Source organism: Pseudomonas sp. MWU12-2020, assembly GCF_023100605.1.
Classification (GTDB): Bacteria; Pseudomonadota; Gammaproteobacteria; order Pseudomonadales; family Pseudomonadaceae; genus Aquipseudomonas; species Aquipseudomonas fluorescens_H.
This window is the reverse complement of the sequence record NZ_JALMEX010000005.1, coordinates 1-18,483: the sequence shown is the minus strand read 5'-3', so window position 1 is coordinate 18,483 and position 18,483 is coordinate 1. Positions and strand designations below refer to the sequence as shown.

Sequence of the window (18,483 nt, the reverse complement as noted above, 5' to 3'; positions counted from 1 at the left end):
AGGGCCCTATAGCCTATGTGGTACGAAGGTTTTCTTGGCTTGTCGGCCTGGTCACTGGTCGCGGTCACCCTGCTGATGACCCACGTGACAATTGTCGCCGTCACGGTCTATCTGCACCGTTACTCGGCCCACCGTTCGCTTGAGCTGAACGCCGGTCTGAAACACTTTTTCCGCTTCTGGCTGTGGCTGACCACGGCGCAGAACACCCGCGAGTGGACCGCCATCCACCGCAAACACCACGCCAAATGCGAAACCGAAGATGACCCGCACAGCCCGGTCATCAAGGGCCTGTCCACCGTGCTGCGCAAAGGCGCCGAGCTGTATCGCGCCGAAGCCGAGAACCCGGAGACCCTGCGCATCTACGGCAAGAACTGCCCCGAAGACTGGATCGAACGCAACGTCTACAGCCGCTATCCGCTGCTGGGCGTCGCCATCATGGGCGTGATCGACCTGCTGCTGTTCGGCACCATCGGCATCACCATCTGGGCGATCCAGATGATGTGGATCCCGGTCTGGGCGGCCGGCGTGGTCAACGGTCTCGGCCATGCCATTGGCTATCGCAACTTCGAATGCCGCGATGCGGCAACCAATCTGGTGCCATGGGGCATCCTGATCGGTGGCGAAGAACTGCACAACAACCATCACACCTACCCCAACTCGGCCAAGCTGTCGGTGAAGAAGTGGGAGTTCGACCTCGGCTGGGCATGGATCAAGGTCTTCAGCTTCTTCGGTCTGGCCAAGGTGCAGCGTGTGGCGCCGATCGCCCACCGCGTCGAAGGCAAGGGCAGTCTGGACATGGACACCGCCATGGCGATCCTCAACAACCGCTTCCAGATCATGGCCCAGTACCGCAAATTGGTCATCGGCCCACTGGTCAAGCAGGAGCTGGACAAGGTCGATCATTCGGTACGCCACCAATTCCATCGGGCCAAGCGTCTGCTGTCACGGGAGACCAGCCTGCTGGAAGATCGTCATCACTTGCGTATCCAGAACATGCTCGAGCACAGCCAGGCGCTGAAGGTCATTTATGAAAAACGCCTGGCCCTGCAGCAGATCTGGGTCAAGACCAGCGCCAATGGCCACGACATGCTCGCCGCCATCAAGGAATGGGTGCACGAGGCCGAGGCCAGCGGCATCCAGTCCCTGCGTGAATTCGCCGACCAGTTGAAAACCTACTCGTTACGCCCCGCCGCAGTCTGACTGCGGTGAATGAGTCCCCTGTGGTGAGGGGATTCATTCCCGATCGACTGCGCAGCAGTCGTAGACCAGGCGACGCGTTTTGACAGACAAAACGCGTCGTTCCTACCGCCCGGCGGGAGCAAGCTCCCTCGCCACAAAAGCGCGGAACTAAGCCAACAATCCCCTATCTCAAAGACACTTCGCCACCCCGGCGGGCAGTACTGTGGCCGTTGTCGATATTGCGGCACGCCCTTTGAGATAAGTGCCGATGGTCAACAACAATCAAAAAGACTCATCCCTCCCGCAGTGGCCCGAAGCCGCGCAAACCCTGATGGCATTGATGCACGCCCAAGGTGAGGTGGCGCGCCTGAGCGAACGCGAACAGCTGTTCAGCTCGCTGCTGGTGAGCGTCAACGCGGTACTCTGGGCCTTCAATTGGGAAACCCGTCAGGTGCTGTATGTAAGCCCGGCCTACGAGCGGATTTTCGGCCGCTCCGCAGGCCTGTTGCTGGCCGACTACAACCAGTGGCGCGACAGCATCTACCCCGACGATCTGGATTACGCCGAACGCAGCCTTGCCGAAGTCCTGCACAAAGGCGCAGTGGAAGACCGCGAATACCGGATCATCGCCGCCGACGGCCAGGTCCGTTGGCTCAGCGACAAGTGCTTCATCAACCGTCAGGATGAGCCTGGGCAACCGGTGATCATCGTCGGTATCGCCGAGGACATCACCGACAAAAAGCACATGGAAACCGAGCTGCAACGTCTGGCCACCACTGACGTGCTGACCCAGAGCAGCAACCGCCGCCATTTCTTCGAATGCGCCAACCGCGAGTTCGAAGAGGCGCGCCTGCAAGGTGCGCCTCTAGCCTTTCTGCTGCTGGATATCGATGACTTCAAGCTGATCAACGACAGCTACGGCCATCCGGAAGGTGACAATGTGCTGCAGCGCATCGCCGAGTGCGGGCGCGCGTCGTTACGCCGCGGCGATCTGTTCGGACGTATCGGCGGCGAGGAGTTCGCCGCCGTGTTCCCCGCTTGCGCACCGGACATGGCGATGCAGGTGGCCGAGCGGCTGCAGCAGGAGATTCAGCGGTTGAGCTTCAATATCGACGGCCAGACCTTCAGCATCACCGTCAGCCAGGGATTGACCAGCCTGAAGGACGAAGACCAAAGCCTCGACAGCCTGTTCGCCCGGGCGGATGCGGCAATGTATGAGGCCAAGCGTCAGGGCAAGAACCGGATCATCTCTGCCTGATCCAGAATTTCAGCCACTCAGAGATCCAATGTGGGAGCGGGCTTGCTCGCGCAGGCGCTGGGTCATTCAGCATTTGTGGTGCTGATAGACCGCCTTCGCGAGCAAGCCCGCTCCCACAGGGGGTTTATGCAAATCCGGTTACTTACGCATCCGCATCAATTCCGGCAGCCCGATCTTCAGCAGCCGCGCCGTGCGACTCTTCGCCAGCTCTTCAACGCCCTCATGCTCGGTCAGACGGGCCATTTGTGCCGCCATGTTCATCACCAGCGCCTCCCGGGAATACACCCCGCCACCGAGCTGGTAGACCGACGCAATCAACTCGCGCAACTCCAGCGGCAAGCGCCAGCGTGTGCGCAACGCCGAACCGTAGGCCGCGCCGAATTCCGCCAGCGCCTCGCCGACTTCCTCCAGTTCATCCAGTGCGCCACCAGCCTGCTGCCACTCCTGCAAACAGCGCAGCAACGCCAGGTCACCGAGACGATGCAACATACCGGCGCAGTAGCAGCGCTCCTGATCCAGATCGAGCAGGCGCGCCAGCGTGCGCGCGTATTCCGCGGTGTGCAGCGACAGCCCCCAGTAGCGCTCGGCGTAGTCCGCCAGGCACGGGTCACTGAGCTTGGCGCTGCGTTTGAGCGCCAGGCCGAGGATCAGGTTCATGCTCTGCCCGGTGCCGAGCCGATGCAGCGCCTGCCCCAGGGTCTGCACCGCGGCGCCATGATGCTGCGCCGCGCTGTTGGCGGCGGCGATCAGCACGGCGGTGATCTGCGGATCAGTGCGGATCTCTTCTTCCAGCAGCTTCAGGTCGAGGCCATTGGGATTGAGGCTGCGTTTGACCGCCACCTGCACATCGGTCATCAACGGCGCGCCGTCGGCCTGCTCGCGGCGTCGCTCGAGGAACACCGACAAGGTCATGCCCGGCGCCAGCGTCGGCACTTCGCAGAACACCTCTTCACCCGCGTTCAGCAGCAAACCCTGCAGCCGCTCGGTCAGGCTTTCCATGTTCAACGGTTTGGTCAGGTAGGCCGTCGGGGCCAAAGGTATGGCTTCGCGCACACTGGCGCTGTCGTTACGACTGCTCATCAGAATGAACGGCAGCGGCGGATTGCGTTTGCGCTGGCGTACGCTGCGCAGCACGCTCAGACCGTCGATGCCCGGCAACTCCCAATCGACGATGGCCAGGTCATACGGCACTTCGCTAAGCAACGACAGCGCTTGCTGGCCGTCGGCACACAGATCCAGTCGCGCATCGCAGCGCACATTGAGCAGCACTTGTTTGAGCAGGTCACGAGACCATGGGTCAGCCTCGGCAATCAGCACTCGGGGTACGGCGGGTAAATCAACGGCAGTCATGCGCGCTCTCCCTTGCAATGCCTGAACCTTAGCCAATGCTGGCCTTTCGATACAGCGCAAAAGCGCCTGATGTGTTTCAAGGGGCGTAAAAAAACCCGCCGAAGCGGGTTTTTTGTCGAGCCGATCACACAGTGCCGGGCTTACAGCTCCGAGAAGCACTCTTCGATGATCGCCAGACCTTTGTCCAGTTGCTCGTCCGGCGAGGTCAGCGGTACGAGTACGCGCAACACGTTGCCGTAGGTGCCGCAGGACAGCAGGATCAGGCCCTTGTCACGCGCCTTGGCCACGACTGCCGCAACGGCAGTCGGGTTTGGCTTGTGGCTGTCGCCGTTTTCGAACAGCTCGACTGCGATCATCGCGCCCAGGGCACGCACTTCGCCGATCACTGGGTACTTGGCCTGAATGGCCTTCAGGCCAGTCACCAGACGCTCGCCGACAGCCTTGCAGCGGTCCAGCAGTTGCTCTTCTTCGAACACTTCCATCACGGCCAGGGCCGCAGCGCAAGCGATCGGGCTACCGGCGTAGGTACCGCCCAGGCCGCCTGGAGCGATGGCGTCCATGTATTCGGCCTTGCCGCAGACACCGGCCAGCGGGAAGCCGCCAGCGATGGATTTGGCGAAGGTGGTCAGATCGGCAGCAACGCCCATCTGTTCCATGGCGAAGAAGGTGCCGGTACGGCCAGCGCCCGTCTGCACTTCGTCAGCGATCAACAGGATGCCGTGCTGGTCGCACAGGGCACGCAGACGCTTCATGAATTCTTTCGGCGCGACGTAGAAACCACCTTCACCCTGCACAGGCTCGATGATGATCGCGGCGATGTCTTTCGGCTCGGCGTCGTTCTTGAAGATGCGTTCGATGGACGCGATCGAATCGTCGATGCTCACACCGTGCAGTTCGTTCGGGTACAGCGCGCGGAAGATGCCGCCTGGCATCAGGCCCATGCCGGCCGAGTAAGGCACGACTTTACCGGTCAGGCCCAGGGTCATCATGGTGCGACCGTGGTAAGCGCCGGTGAAGGCGATCACACCGGCACGGCCAGTGGCGGCACGGGCGATTTTCACGGCGTTTTCCACGGCTTCGGAACCGGTGGTCACCAGCAGGGTTTTCTTGGCGAAATCACCTGGCACCTTGGCGTTGATCTTTTCGCACAGCTCAACGTACGGCTCGTAGGCCAGTACCTGGAAGCAGGTGTGGGTCAGTTTGTTCAGCTGTTCGGTCACGGCCGCGATGATTTTCGGGTGCACGTGGCCGGTGTTCAGCACAGCGATACCGCCGGCGAAGTCGATGAATTCACGACCTTCAACGTCAGTCACGGTAGCGTTCTTTGCCGATTCAGCGAAGATCGGGTGAATCTGGCCAACACCACGTGGAACAGCTGCGGTACGGCGGGCCATCAGTTCAGCGTTAGTCTTGCTCATTACAGTCCTCATTCACCGCTCATCGGGCGGCGTGGTTCAAGGATTAAGCGGGAGGAATCGGCGGTGGCAGCATGCGATGATCGACTGCCACGGCGTTCCCGGCCGCAGAGAAAATTCCGGTTTGAAACGACGCAAAGGGACAGCGCTCTCGTGCCCTTTGCGTTTGCAGCGATCCCTTTCCCGGCTTAGATGCCCAGGCAGAGGTATTTGATTTCCAGGTAATCCTCGATGCCGTACTTGGAGCCTTCACGGCCCAGGCCCGACGCCTTGATGCCGCCAAACGGCGCGACTTCGTTGGAGATCAACCCGGTGTTGACGCCGACCATGCCATATTCCAGGGCTTCAGCCACACGGAACACCCGGCCCAGGTCGCGAGCGTAGAAGTAGGAAGCCAGACCGAACTCGGTGTCGTTGGACATCGCGATCACTTCGGCTTCGTCTTTGAAGCGGAACAGCGGTGCCAGCGGGCCGAAGGTTTCTTCCTTGGCGACAGCGGCATCTTTCGGCACGTTGGTCAGGATGGTCGGCTCGAAGAAGTTGCCTTCCATCGGCTTGCCACCGGCCAGCACGGTGGCGCCTTTGGCCACGGCGTCAGCGATGTGCTCCTGCACCTTGGCCACGGCTTTCTCGTCGATCAGCGGGCCAGTGGTGGTGCCTTCTTCCAGACCGTTGCCGATCTTCAGCTTGGCCACCGCGACTTTCAGCTTCTCGGCGAACGCGTCGTAGACCGAATCCTGAATGTACAGACGGTTGGCGCAGACGCAGGTCTGGCCGTTGTTGCGGTACTTGGAGATGATCGCGCCTTCGACGGCCTTATCCAGGTCTGCGTCGTCGAACACGATGAACGGCGCGTTGCCGCCTAGCTCCAGCGAGACTTTCTTGATGTCCTTGGCGCATTCCGCCATCAGCTGACGACCGATTTCGGTCGAGCCGGTGAAGGACAGCTTGCGCACGATCGGGTTGCTGGTCAGCTCGCTGCCGATGTCGCCGGCGCTGCCGGAGACCACGCTGAACACGCCTTTAGGGATGCCGGCGCGCTGCGCCAGTTCGGCCAGGGCGAAGGCGGAGAATGGCGTTTGCGACGCCGGCTTGAGCACCATGGTGCAACCGGCGGCCAGCGCCGGACCGGCTTTACGGGTGATCATCGCCGCCGGGAAGTTCCACGGGGTGATCGCGGCGGTCACGCCGATCGGCTGCTTGATCACGATCAGGCGCTTGTCTGGCTGGTGGCCCGGGATCACGTCGCCGTAGATGCGCTTGGCTTCTTCGGCGAACCACTCGATGAACGAAGCGGCGTAAACGATTTCGCCCTTGGCTTCGGCCAGCGGCTTGCCCTGCTCGAGGGTCATCAGGCGCGCGAGGTCGTCCTGGTTCTCGATCATCAGTTCGAACCAGCGACGCAGCTTGCCTGCACGCTCCTTGGCGGTCAGTGCACGCCAGGCCGGCAGCGCTTTGTCAGCGGCTTCGATGGCACGGCGGGTTTCGGCGGCGCCCATTTTCGGCACGGTGCCGAGGATTTCGCCGGTGGCCGGGTTGTTGACCTTGATCGTCTGACCGTTGTCCGCATCGACCCAAGCGCCATCAATGAAGGCTTGCTGGCGGAACAACTGGGTATCTTTAAGCTGCATGTCGGCTTTCCTTAACAGCACCGCGGCCTGCGCGGAGCAAAATTATGATTGTAGAAAGGCGCCTCGCAAGGCTGCCGTCAGGGAAATCATGGACCGGGCTGAAACCTCTAAATAGCGCACGGTTGCAAACACGTGCGGCTCAACACCCGATCAAAGAGCGTTTGAAATCTCAAACGGATCGTAGGAGCAAAGGGGTTAAAGGACAATAGGCCGTTCGAAAAAAAGAACAAAAACCCAGCGTTTGCTGGTTTTTTCAGATCAACGAGCAAAAACCCCCGGCCGCAGCCAAACCATAGATCAGCCGGGAAAAAGCGCCAAGCGAGGGTTTTGCAGGACGTTACAGCTTTAAGGAATGCAGCGTCTGCGCACCGACACGCGCACTGACAAAACCCGCCCAAACCCGGCATGGACGCCCCGAGCCGACCTAGGTATGATGTCGCCCGCTGCACCAGTAGCTCAGCTGGATAGAGTACTGCCCTCCGAAGGCAGGGGTCGTGGGTTCGAATCCCGCCTGGTGCGCCATGAATTGAAACGAGAAAGCCCCGGACTGTGATGGTCCGGGGCTTTTTTGTGGGCGCAACGCAGTCCTCTGGCGGCGGTCACTCCGTCGTCCAGTCAAACTCGTCGTAATCGTCGTCTTCGTCTTCCTGATCTTCCCCAACCTCCTCAAAAACCTCGTCCTCTTCCACGACGTCTTCTTCCGACTGGTTCAGCAGAAACTCCTTGCGAGCCTCGGTAATCGCTCGCCGCATCTCCTCGCCCTTCTGCGGGCAGTTGAGGAGTTGGGCGATGCGGTCGATTTTTGGTGCCACTTTGTTCTCCAGCGCTTCAACCATGGCCCGATAGTGCGCGTTTTTGCCGGGCAATGCCAAATGGCTGGAGATTCATCCGCTCGCTGGCAGCGGATTTGTTCGCGGCACAGGCGTCGCGGTAAAGGCAGGCAACGAAACATGGGGCTGCCCGCCTCAGTGAATGAACGTGATCATTCATCCACTGAGGCAGGCAGCCCCTTCAGATCGGGTTAAACGCCGCTGAAATTAGTTTCAGCGGTGATAACGCCGCACCACGCTGCTGTTACGCAGTACGTGGCCTTTGATTTTGTCCATCAGCTCGGCGCGGGTCAGGCCGGCGGGCAAGGCGTCCGGGGCCAGATCGAGGGCGTAGATCTGAATGATGTAGTGGTGGGCGCTGTCGCCGACCGGAGGGCAAGGCCCGATGTAGTGGGTGGTGCCTTTGGTGTTGGTACCGCCCACGCCTTCCAGGTTGGATTTGGCGCCGACACCGGCCGGTATCTGCCGGGTGGTGGCCTTGATGCCGTAGTGAATCCAGTGATCGACGCCCAGGCCTTTCTGGCCGTCCGGATCGTGCATGACGATCGCGTAGCTCAGGGTACCGGCAGGGCCCGCATTCCAGGCCAGCGCCGGCGACTGGTTCTTGCCGCCACAGCCTGCCGCATCGCTCGCGGCAGCCGAGGTGAACAGGCGGTTGTCCGAGACACCGGGGATGTCGAGGGTAAAGCGCTCGGCCGCCTGCGCCGGAAACTGCACGCAAAGGGCGACGGCGACGGCCGCCAGCCAAGGGTTTAGAGAGGTCAATCGGGTCATTCCGGGAGCACCTTGTGCAGTTGGGCCTTCGTCGGCTTGCAAACTATAGCCGTACCGTTCGTGCCGTGGCAGTAGCAATTGGCTGAACCTCGCACTGCGCCGCAAACTCGTAAGAGAAATACCTGCCAGGAGCACGAACATGAGCCTGCACCGTGTCGCCCGTTTCGCCGATGTCCCTGAAGACCGTGGCCTGCCGGTGCAGATCGGCGACTGCAAGCTGGTTTTGTTGCGTGTCGCCGGCCAATTACGTGCATTTCAGGGCGAATGCCCACACGCCGGCGCGCCATTGGCTGACGGAGCGCTGTGCCATGGTCGTCTGATCTGCCCGTGGCACAAAGCCGCGTTCCGCGCCGAAGACGGTGCACTGTGCGAACCGCCGGCGCTGGACAGCCTCAAGCGTTATCCGCTGGAAATGCGTGGTGATGAAGTCTGGGTGGATGATCAGCCGATATTCGATCCGCATGTTCCGCCGGCCGATGATGCGCGCATCTTTGTGATCGTCGGCGCCGGAGCGGCAGGCACGGCGTGTGCGGCGGCGCTGCGGGAAAAGGGCTTTGGTGGCCGCGTCGTGATGATCGACCATGAACCCGATGCCGGCTATGACCGTACGGTGCTGAGCAAATTCGTCCTCGCCGCAGAGATGCAAGTCAGCGAAACCCCGCCGCTGCGTGATGACGATTTTTACCGCGAACAACGCATCGAACGCCTTCAGGACGAAGTCCGGTCAATCGATGTCGACGGCAAAATCCTGCACCTGCGCGAGGGCCAATCCCTGCGTTACGACGCGGCCGTGCTGGCCACCGGTGCTGTGCCCAATTCACTGGAGCTGCCCGGCGCCGATCTGCCGCAAGTCTTTGTCCTGCGCTCGAAGGCGCAAGCCGGGCAGATCATGAGCGCAGCCAAGGCGGAGCAACGCGCGGTAATCATCGGTGACAGCTTTATCGCCCTCGAATGCGCTTCGGCGTTGCGCCAGCACGGCCTCGAAGTGACCGTGCTGGCGCGGCACCAGGTACCATTCGCCGCGCAGTTCGGCGAAGCCGTGGGCAAAGCGATCCGTGCACTTCACGAAAAAAACGGGGTGAAGTTCATCGCTGAGCATCAAGCGCGGGAAATCGTTGGCGAAGGCAAGGTGGAGGCAGTGCTGCTGCATAACGGCCTGCGGGTGAAGGCGGATCTGGTGCTGGCAGGGATCGGCGTGCATCCGGCCACCGAGGCCTTCGCCTCGCTGCCCAGGGAAAAGGATCAGTCATTGCGGGTCGATGCCGGCATGCGCGTCGCTGAAGGCCTGTGGGCGATTGGCGACATCGCGACCTTTCCCTTGAACGGCCAGCCACAACGCATCGAACACTGGCGCCTGGCCCAGCAACACGCGCGCATCGCCGCCGCCAACATGCTCGGCGCTGACGAACATTATCTGGACGTACCGTTTTTCTGGACCTGGCACTTTGGCAAGAACTACGACTACCTGGGCCACGCCGAACATTGGGATGAAGTGGAGTTCATCGGCGAGCCGGAACAGCCACCGTTCCTCGGCCTGTTCGGCAAAAACGGCGTCGTCGTTGCCGCCGTGGCGTGCGAGAAAGAGCGGGAGATGGCCATGCTCGCCGAACGCATGAAGCAACCGCTGGAGATGGAAGAAGCGTGGGAGCTGATTCGCGGGTGAATACAGCTCCTACCGAGGTTGCGTGAGCCGTTCAGTGAGCCGTCGGCCCGCGATTGTCATCGTCTTCCGAGTGCAGAAAGATCACCCGTGGATGCTCCAGCGGAGCCAGCGGCGGTGGCAGTTCCGTGGCCTCGACTGGCCTGAAGTTCAGCACGACACGGCTGACATCGCCCTCCTGGTCGTTATGAATGGTGATCACCCCGGGGGTGCGCAGCTGCTGCAAGCGGTCATCGCAGATCTTGAAGCTCTTGCTCAGGCCTTCGTCATCGACAACCGGTGCCGGTAATCGACGCTGCGCGAAGCTTCGGCTTTTGCGCTGCTGATAACGCGCCCAGCCAATCAGAATGACCGCATTGACCAGCGCCACCCACAGGTAAATCTCCAACGTACCCAGGGCCTCGAACGCCGAACTGTCGATGCGCGGCCCGCCGGCGTGCGTCTCGATCAATGGCCACAACCCGCGAATCAGCAGGTACAGCAGGCCAACCCAGGCCAGCACGGTGAGGATCACATCGACGACCACCAGAAATGGCCGCTGGCGGGTCCGGATGATTTTCATTTGATGACCTCCTCTTCGTCGTCTCCGGCCGGTTTGATACCCCGGTCAGGACTGACCCAACGCGCACGCTTCTGATGTTGGCCGAACAGCACTTTGGGAAAACTGACGAGCGTGGTCAGCAGGCTGATGAACCAGAACACCAGCGGATACCACACCACCCAGAACATGGTTCGGCCCAGCCCCGGTTCGTAGCGCCGGTCGATAACGATACTGACCGCGAACTGCACCAGACAGACGAACGCCAGCAACAGTCCGGTGAACGCCGGCGGCATCAGGTGGTGTACGGCGATGGCGTCGGGCATGACCACGAACTTGCCGATCGCCCAGAAAATCACCGACAGCAGGAAGGTGAACGCCCAACCGGTCGACAGGCAGTATTCGAACAGCAGTGGCCACAGATAACGATGGCGGTACTGCCAGATGCCGCGGATGTTCTTGAACAGCACTTCGGCGCCACCCTGCGCCCAGCGCAGGCGCTGCTTCCACAGGCCGCGCAAGGTCTCCGGCATGAGGATCCAGCACAGCGCACGCGGTTCGTAGAAGATGCTCCAGTGATCGAGTTGCAGCTTCCAGCTGATGTCGATGTCTTCGGTGATCATGTCCGGGCTCCAGTAGCCGACCCGGTTCAGCGCCGTACGGCGGAACGCGACGATCACGCCGGACACGGTGAAGATCCGCCCGAACACCCGTTGCGTGCGCTTGATCAGCCCGATGATCGATGAGAACTCGCCAACCTGCACTCGCCCGACCAGCGTCGACCGTGTGCGGATTCGCGGGTTGCCGGTCACCGCGCCGAGGCGCGCGTTGTCGAGCATCGGCGCCACCAGATAGGCCGCCGTGTTAGGCGCCAACAGCGCGTCGCCGTCGATGCACACCAGATATTCGCTGCGCGCAGCGATGGCGCCCATGCGCAGGGCCACGGCCTTGCCCTGGTTTTCCGCCAGATGCAGCACACGCAGCCGCGGGTCTTCCTTGGCCAGCCGGTCGAGCACTTCGGCGGTGTTGTCCTTGGAGCCGTCGTTGATCGCGATGACTTCGATGTTCGGGTAATGCTGGGCCAGCGCCGCATGAATGGTGTCGGCGGCGTTTTCACCTTCGTTGTAGCAAGGAATCAGGATCGAGATCAGCGGCTCGCCTTCCAGTGGCGGCGGCAGGGTGTCGTCCTTCCATGGCCAATGGCGCTCCCAGTGCAGCCAGAAATACAGGCCGCCGGCAATCCACAGCCCGGACATGAACAACGGGTAGAAGAACACGAAGTCCATCAGGAACTGCCCGGTGACCAGGAAGATCAACCCCAGCGGCACGCCGAGGACGAGCGCCAGAACAAGCAGGGCTAACAGTCTATCCAGCATGTCATGGGTTCCATTTGTTGGAGAGCGCAGGCCTTACGGTTTTCAGGTCCGGCAGGTTGTCGAGGAAGTTGTCCGGGTAGTAACCGAAGCTGGTCGCACCCTGACGCTTGAGCCGGCCCATCCAGTCGGCCAGTTGCGCACCGTCGATGTCGGCCTGATCCTTTTTCGTCCAGTCGCGGGCCTGCAGTTCGAACACCGTGCGATCCAGTGCACCGGGGCGCTGCTTGATCTTTGCCACCAGTTCTTCGAGCCACGGGCCGGATTGCGCCTGGGTCTGTTTTTCCATCAACGGCATGGCCATCGGCGCCGTCCAGTCGTAGGTCACGAGGAAGTCGTCGAGGTTCTGCGCAAACCAGGCTTCGCTGTCGGGATTGAGCACCGGTTCAGCGAAGATATTGCGCGCGGTCAGCACCTGTGGGCCACGGATAGCCCGGACTTTGGCGGTCAGCTCGTTGGTGAAGTCGATCAGGTATTGGCTCTTGAAGCGCGTCCAGCGCTGCATCGCCGCCGGATCGGCGCGCAGCGCGGCAATCGAACCCGGCAAGCCGTGCGCTGCATAAGCTTTCAGCGCTTGCGGGCTGGCATCTTCGAAGTCCGACAGCACCGCGTCGTCGTGATAAAGAATGCCGTCGACCGAGGTCAGGCGCGCCACGTCTTCGTAGATTTCGCCAATGATCCGCCGTACTTGCGGATCGAACGGCGACAGACGCTGGTACTGGTCCGGATCCACCGCAGTGGTGCCGGTCTTCGGATCCCAGCGAGTCACGCGCGGCAGCTTCGCATCGAGGCCGAAACTCAGCACCGGCATCCACGCGAACACTTTCACGTGGGCCCGTGTCCGCAGTTGCCAGGCTACACGGTCGAAGATATCGGCGCGCACCGGCAAGTGACGGTTGGGGAAATACAGCGAGTGCACCAGACCATCGCCTTTCGGATCGGCGAAAGCTTGCAGGAACACGGTGTTGGCGCCCATGTCGGCCATGCGCTGGATCAGTTTGCCAAGGTTGATTTCCTGCTGCGCCGGATCAGGGTCGTAGACATTGTCCAGATCCACGTGTACCACGCGCATGGTGAAATCCGACTGCACCGCGACGATGCTGTTGGCGAAGTGTTCGCCGTCAGGATCGGAGGCAACGAGGAAGCGCGGGCTGCTCATCAGGTTGTCGAGAGCGTCGAGACCGTCGTCGAGCGTCAGAGCCAATTCATAGCCTTCTTCGCCAATCACCGTCAGCGAAGTGCCATCCGCCGTCCCGTAAGGCCAGACCCAGACGCGCGGCTTCTTGCCGGTGACCTTGCGGATTTTTTCCGAAATGGTCACCACGTCGTTGCGAATCCGTGCGCGGAAATCATCTTCCGATTCATAGCGTTTGGTCACCGGATCATAACGCCGGGTCGCGGCCGCTGGCTGCAGGTTGCCCTGGGGGTTGGCGAGGATGCCCTTGTGGCTCGCGTCGGTGTGAGCAGCGATTTCCACCAGCCCCGATTGCGAGATTTCCCGCACCTGGTCCCAGGTCAGAAATTCGGAACGCGGACGCATATCGCCAGCGAAATCCACCCGTTGGTTGGAGGGTGTATCGATCCAGGTGCCGACCGGCGCGAGCAGTGCGTGCCAGTTGTAGGCGCGCAGCACCGGCAGCACGCGGGTATAGAAGCTCGAATAACCATCGTCGAAACTGAGCAGAATCGCCTTCGGCGGCAGCTCCGGCCCACCCTTGCGGGCGGCCATGATCTGGTCGACCGTCACCGGCTTGTAGCCGTTCTCGCGCAGCCAGGCCAGTTGTTCGATCATGCGCTCGGTGCGTACTGCCACCACCGCCTGATCCGGATCGCGGTCTTCGATGTCGTGATAAGCAATGCCCAGCACGTGATTTTTCGGCCACGGCTTTTCGCTGGCCGCCAGCGGTCGTTCCGACGGCGGCGCGAAGGCCGGGGCTTGCTGGGCACAGGCGCTGACCAGCAGCACTCCCAGCAGAAGGATGAAACGCGAAATCAAAGGCATCTTCAAACTCTTCTAGAAGCGGAAAGTGAGGTCGACGAGCAGACGCAGATCGGTTTCCCGATCGCCGTCGTAGGGCCGGTTGATCACACTGAACAAGCCGCCCACCTCGAACACGTCGTTCCAGGCATAACGTTGGCCATAACCGAGCATCGCCATGCCGCCAGTACCGTAATCACGCTGGCTGTAGGTGCCCGCACCGGCCTGGAACTGCTGGCTCCAGGAGGTTTCGTAGCGGTGGTACAGCACGTGATTGACGTTGACCGTGGGCATGACGCTGAAGTCCGACTTCGGGTTGAAGTACGGCACGTCTTCGGAGTTGGAGTTGTGGCTGGTGCCGACTTCCAGACCGGCGTCGACCTGCACGTGCGGCGTGCTGTAGACGCCCTCGCGCCCGGTGAGCAAGGCTTCGACGCGGTTGTTGCCGTCGCTGAAGTGCGATGGGCTGACGGAGAGTTTCCACTCGCGGCTTTCGTTGGCGCGCCAGCGGATGAACGCGTTGCCGCCGTTGGCCTTGATATCGCTGTTCAACGCACGCAACGGCGTCTCGGCCGACAGATAGGAGAAGCTGCCGCCGTACTGCCAGTTGTCGTTGATGTCGCGGGCAATCGCCACGCGCGCGCCTTGCTTGTCGCCATAGCCGTAGTCGTGGTTGGAGACTTCGGCTTCCAGGGTCATGTCGCGGGTACGCCGCTCCAGACCCACGCGCTGGAAGCGGTCGGTGCCGGTGCCTTCGGCAAAATCACCAGTGGCATAACCGGCGCCGACGAATACCCGCCAGTCTTCATCGATCGGCGGGCTGTACAGCGTGCTCTGGATGCCGAAATCACGGCTGCCGCTGACCGCGCCGGCGCCGCTGCTGCCGCCGCCATTGGCCTTGCCGCCGTAGGCTTCGACGCGCAGTTCGGACATGTCATGCACTTCTCGCTCACGCTCGGCGCGCTGCACCTGGCGATTGTCAGGGAAACGCTCGACGAGGTCGTCGGTCAGCGCATCCATTTGCCGCCATTCCTGCAGGGTCATGGCGGTGCGCGCCTGAGCGAGTTCCAGGCTCATGTCGCGCGGCACCATGCTCTCGACTTCCTTGAGCTGACTCTCGGCGCGGCGCGGCCAGTCACGGGCCAGATACAGATCCGCCTGGGCCACGCGCAAGCCGACGTTGCCCGGCGCCTGGTCGACCAGGGCTTGCAGGCCTTCTTCGCCGTGAGGCAGGTCGGCGCCGTACGTCCCGGCCTGCGCGGCCAGTTGCTGAGCGTCCATCCATTCGTCGTTGGGGTTGCCGATCGGCAGACCCTTGAGTTCGACCCGTGGCTTCTCTGACTTGGCCAGATCATCCGCAACCTTGCGGGCCTCCTCGGGGTGATCACTTTCCAGCAGCGAGTAATACAGGGCGGTGGTGTCTTCCAGACGATCCCCCGGATCGGCGTCAGGTGCCGCCAGCACCTGACGGTACAGATCGGTGGCGATTTCCGGCTGGCGCTGATCCAGATACGACGCCGCGACCCAACGCAAGGCGTAGGTCGGGACCTTCACGCCTTCGGCTTGCAGCTTCTGGTATTCGCTGATGACTTCAGCGGTTCGCGTCCGTGCCTTGAGGGCGCCCATGCGGTCGATGCGCCAGCGAACCACGTCGTCGTGGGCACTGGCGTCGGGGGTCCAGGTGGCGAGCAGTTTGTCGTAGTCGGCCAGCGCGCGGTCGGCGATGACGTAGCGCTCTTTTTCGCTGCGAGTGGCGAACTCGGCGAGGCGCACACGCTCGGCGGCCAGGTCGCCTTCGAGGCGGCGCAGGGTTACCGGATCGATCAGCCCCGGACGCTGGTTGGCCAGACGCAGTGCCGGCTCCGGCAGACGCGCCTTTTGCAGCGCCACCACGTACTCACGGGCAACGTCCGGTTTGCTGCCGGCGCGGATGAACGCCTGATCATATTCAAACAGGGCATCGTATTGCTTGCCGGCGCGGGTCAGGGCATAGCCCAGTGCGAGGCGACGAGTCGGATCATCGGGTTTGGCGGCGACCAGAGCCTTGGCGCGGGTCACGGCTTCGTCGGGTTTGCCCGAGTCGGCCTGGGTCAGCGCCAGCCCCAGTTGCAGATCAGCGTTGCTCGGCTCCAGCGCCAGGGCTTTGTTGTAGACCTGGATTGCCTGATCCCAACGCTTGAGGTTGCGATAGGCACGGGCCGTGGCGGTCAGTGCCTGCACCGGCAGCGCACGGTCGCGACCCTGGGTCTCATAGACCTGTACCACTTCGGCATCGAGACCGGCCCAACTGGCGATCTGCAGGTGATCGCTGATCTGGCCGGTGGTCGATTGCCCGGGCGGCACCTGACGCAGCACATTCAGCGCAGGCGTTGTCTGCCCGGCACGGGCATCACGCACCATCTGATCATAGGGCGTATCGGCAAACGCCAGTGCCGGCCAGAGCAACTGGCTGCACAGCGCGACACGAAACAACGGGCGTAAACCACGATGTAGAACAGGCACATCAATACGCGGCATTCGTCAGCATCCTTACATGGCCAGCCGGGTCGCAATGCCCCCCTTGCCCATTAGTAACGGCGGCCAAGTCGAGAGCACTCGGCCAAGCTTAGTCAGGCAGTCTTGCATGCAAGCGTAGACCAATATTCAGAACACAATAATTGTTCAGATTCGTGACGCAGCGTCTGCCCCCAACCTGAGCAAAGCCTGATGCCAGACAGCAAAACGCCCGGCGTCTGCATTGCGCAGAGGCCGGGCGTCGCTTTTGGAACGCGCGGGTGTTACTGGATCTGAACCCCGGCGAATTTGCTCATCAGGAAGCCGACGAACTGTTCCACGGTCATCTTCTGGCCGTTGAACTCCACCTGGTTGGCGGCGTAGTGCAGTTTGGTCACCACATTGGTGCCGTCGAGAGTCGCCAACTGCGAACCGACTGCCATGCCGGCAAACATGTCGGCGCCGGCGCTGGCCTGATCGACAATGGCTTTGGCATCGGTCTGGCCATCGACTTGCGCCTGCACGCTGAGCAGATCGACCAGCATCGGCTTGGACACCTGCACATTGAGGTCGAGCAGTGCGATCAACTGTTTGACCAGTTGGTCCGGCGGCATATCCATCGAGGCCGGTTTGGTCAGGTCGATCACCAGATTGGCGCGGCTTTCACCGTTGGCGGTTTTTAGCGACAGGTTTTCCAGCGCCAGTTGCGGGCCGGCGGCCAGCAGTTTTTGCAGATCGGATTTGACTTGCGCGTTTTCCGCCTCGGTCAGATTCAGCTCCGGAGCTGGCAGGCCAGCGGCAGCGGCATCAGCAGCAGCCTTCTCGTAAGGCTGCAGTTTGGTCTGATAGATCTGCATCAACGACAGGGTCGACGGGATGTCGAGGTTCTTCAGGCTCATGGCCAGTTGCGCCGAACCGATCTTTTTGTCGTTCAGCGACACTTCACCGATCTGGTAATCCGCACGGCCGGAGGCGTTGCTGCCATTCTCTTCGGTGAGGTTCTTCATTTCGAAGTTCTTCACGCCCAGCACCGACTGTTTGGCACCGAAAGTGGTTTTGCTGCTGGTCAGCTCCAGGGTGTTTTCCCCGGTGTAGTAGCCGTAGCTGCTCTTGGTCAGGTTGCTGGCCAGGGTCAGACCGTTGAGTTCGACCTGCACCGGCGCCTGGTCTTGCGCCACGGTGACCAGTTTCAGGTTGTCCATGTAACCGTCAGCCTTGACCTTCTGCGCCTGGGCACTGGCGGAGATGTTCATGGTCAGGCCGGAGAATTTCAGGCTCGATTGCTCGTCCAGCGCGGTTTCCAGTGGCAGCAACTCGAGGCTGCTGGTAGTGGATTCGTCGTAGCCGATGTTGGTCACGCCCTTGAGCGGCGCGGCGCCTTTGGTGGCGGCAAACCATTTTTCGGTGGCCGGGCTCTTTTCCAGCTCGTAATTGCTGGTGGCCATGACCGGCAGCCACTTCAGCGATACCAGACGCGAGAACGGCAGCGGGCCGTGTTCGATATGGTCGACGAACAGCAGCTCGACCGGCTTGTCACCGAACATCTCGCCCTCGCCCTTGAGGCGGTAGTGCGCGGTGCTGGTGAAGGTGTGACGCTCCAGCGACACCAGCTCCAGCGATGCGGTGCCATTGGAGCCGGCCATCGCGGTCTGCAGCTCTTTGTTGGCGTTGGTGACGGCGTTGTTCAGCACGCCTTCGATCTTGGTTCCGGTGTACCAGGCCCCGCCGGCGCTGATGGCACCGATGGCTACAACAATCCCGAGAAGCACGCCTGCTGATTTATTCATGAATGACCTGATCAATGTCCGTGGCTGAAAATGTGGTCGTCTTCCCTGAACCCGTGACCGGGTCGCGGCTCGACTCCGCTGAAATTAGCGGTGGAGATTAGCACTGGCAGCGCGAGGCGGCCCAATGTTTAAAGGTTAAAGAGTGTCTATGGGGAGTGTGGACAGCTGACAGGCGGGGAGAGTTGCAGTGTTTTTGAGGACGCTATCGCGAGCAGGC

At 61.7% G+C, this 18,483-nt stretch carries 13 protein-coding genes and 1 tRNA gene; 4 read left to right on the top strand and 10 right to left on the bottom strand.

What is annotated here, in order from left to right:
• Window positions 1-15: 15 nt before the first annotated feature.
• Window positions 16-1,200, top strand: coding sequence for a delta-9 fatty acid desaturase DesA (gene desA / locus M0814_RS12950; RefSeq protein WP_103485241.1), 1,185 nt, complete (start codon window positions 16-18; stop codon window positions 1,198-1,200).
• 247 nt (window positions 1,201-1,447) lie between these two features.
• Complete coding sequence (locus tag M0814_RS12945) at window positions 1,448-2,437, top strand: sensor domain-containing diguanylate cyclase (protein ID WP_103485242.1); 990 nt, start codon at window positions 1,448-1,450, stop codon at window positions 2,435-2,437.
• Window positions 2,438-2,575: 138 nt separating this feature from the next.
• Here M0814_RS12945 and M0814_RS12940 read toward each other — a convergent pair whose 3' ends face one another.
• From M0814_RS12940 to gabD, 3 genes are all read right to left on the bottom strand, one after another.
• Window positions 2,576-3,787 (bottom strand): response regulator, encoded by a 1,212-nt coding sequence (locus M0814_RS12940; protein WP_003220504.1) that lies wholly within the window; start codon window positions 3,785-3,787, stop codon window positions 2,576-2,578.
• Between the two features lie 140 nt (window positions 3,788-3,927).
• A complete protein-coding gene (gene gabT / locus M0814_RS12935) occupies window positions 3,928-5,205 on the bottom strand; it encodes a 4-aminobutyrate--2-oxoglutarate transaminase (protein WP_003220503.1) in 1,278 nt (425 codons plus the stop codon).
• Between the two features lie 185 nt (window positions 5,206-5,390).
• The gene (gabD, locus tag M0814_RS12930; RefSeq protein ID WP_003220501.1) at window positions 5,391-6,833 is read right to left on the bottom strand and encodes an NADP-dependent succinate-semialdehyde dehydrogenase; all 1,443 of its coding nucleotides are present in this window, start codon (window positions 6,831-6,833) and stop codon (window positions 5,391-5,393) included.
• 445 nt (window positions 6,834-7,278) lie between these two features.
• On the opposite strand from gabD, the gene M0814_RS12925 reads away from it, so the two are divergent.
• Window positions 7,279-7,355, top strand: a tRNA-Arg gene (locus M0814_RS12925).
• A gap of 77 nt (window positions 7,356-7,432) precedes the next feature.
• On the opposite strand, the gene M0814_RS12920 is transcribed toward M0814_RS12925, so the two are convergent.
• Both M0814_RS12920 and M0814_RS12915 read right to left on the bottom strand, forming a co-directional pair.
• Window positions 7,433-7,705, bottom strand: coding sequence for a hypothetical protein (locus tag M0814_RS12920; protein WP_247868490.1), 273 nt, complete (start codon window positions 7,703-7,705; stop codon window positions 7,433-7,435).
• A gap of 171 nt (window positions 7,706-7,876) precedes the next feature.
• Window positions 7,877-8,437, bottom strand: coding sequence for a YbhB/YbcL family Raf kinase inhibitor-like protein (locus M0814_RS12915; protein WP_003220497.1), 561 nt, complete (start codon window positions 8,435-8,437; stop codon window positions 7,877-7,879).
• Between the two features lie 139 nt (window positions 8,438-8,576).
• Here M0814_RS12915 and M0814_RS12910 point away from each other — a divergent pair, with 139 nt between their 5' ends.
• On the top strand, window positions 8,577-10,100 hold the full coding sequence (locus M0814_RS12910; RefSeq protein WP_103485243.1) for an FAD-dependent oxidoreductase: 1,524 nt from the start codon (window positions 8,577-8,579) through the stop codon (window positions 10,098-10,100).
• Between the two features lie 31 nt (window positions 10,101-10,131).
• Here M0814_RS12910 and pgaD read toward each other — a convergent pair whose 3' ends face one another.
• From pgaD to M0814_RS12885, 5 genes are all read right to left on the bottom strand, one after another.
• Window positions 10,132-10,659 (bottom strand): poly-beta-1,6-N-acetyl-D-glucosamine biosynthesis protein PgaD, encoded by a 528-nt coding sequence (gene pgaD, locus M0814_RS12905; RefSeq protein WP_003220491.1) that lies wholly within the window; start codon window positions 10,657-10,659, stop codon window positions 10,132-10,134.
• Window positions 10,656-12,011 (bottom strand): poly-beta-1,6-N-acetyl-D-glucosamine synthase, encoded by a 1,356-nt coding sequence (gene pgaC, locus M0814_RS12900; protein ID WP_103485244.1) that lies wholly within the window; start codon window positions 12,009-12,011, stop codon window positions 10,656-10,658. Before pgaC ends, pgaD begins: the two co-directional genes overlap by 4 nt.
• A gap of 1 nt (window position 12,012) precedes the next feature.
• The gene (pgaB, locus tag M0814_RS12895; protein ID WP_103485245.1) at window positions 12,013-14,010 is read right to left on the bottom strand and encodes a poly-beta-1,6-N-acetyl-D-glucosamine N-deacetylase PgaB; all 1,998 of its coding nucleotides are present in this window, start codon (window positions 14,008-14,010) and stop codon (window positions 12,013-12,015) included.
• Between the two features lie 12 nt (window positions 14,011-14,022).
• Window positions 14,023-16,503, bottom strand: coding sequence for a poly-beta-1,6 N-acetyl-D-glucosamine export porin PgaA (gene pgaA / locus M0814_RS12890; protein WP_103485246.1), 2,481 nt, complete (start codon window positions 16,501-16,503; stop codon window positions 14,023-14,025).
• Between the two features lie 260 nt (window positions 16,504-16,763).
• The gene (locus M0814_RS12885) at window positions 16,764-18,266 is read right to left on the bottom strand and encodes a YdgA family protein (protein ID WP_103485247.1); all 1,503 of its coding nucleotides are present in this window, start codon (window positions 18,264-18,266) and stop codon (window positions 16,764-16,766) included.
• Window positions 18,267-18,483: the final 217 nt, after the last annotated feature.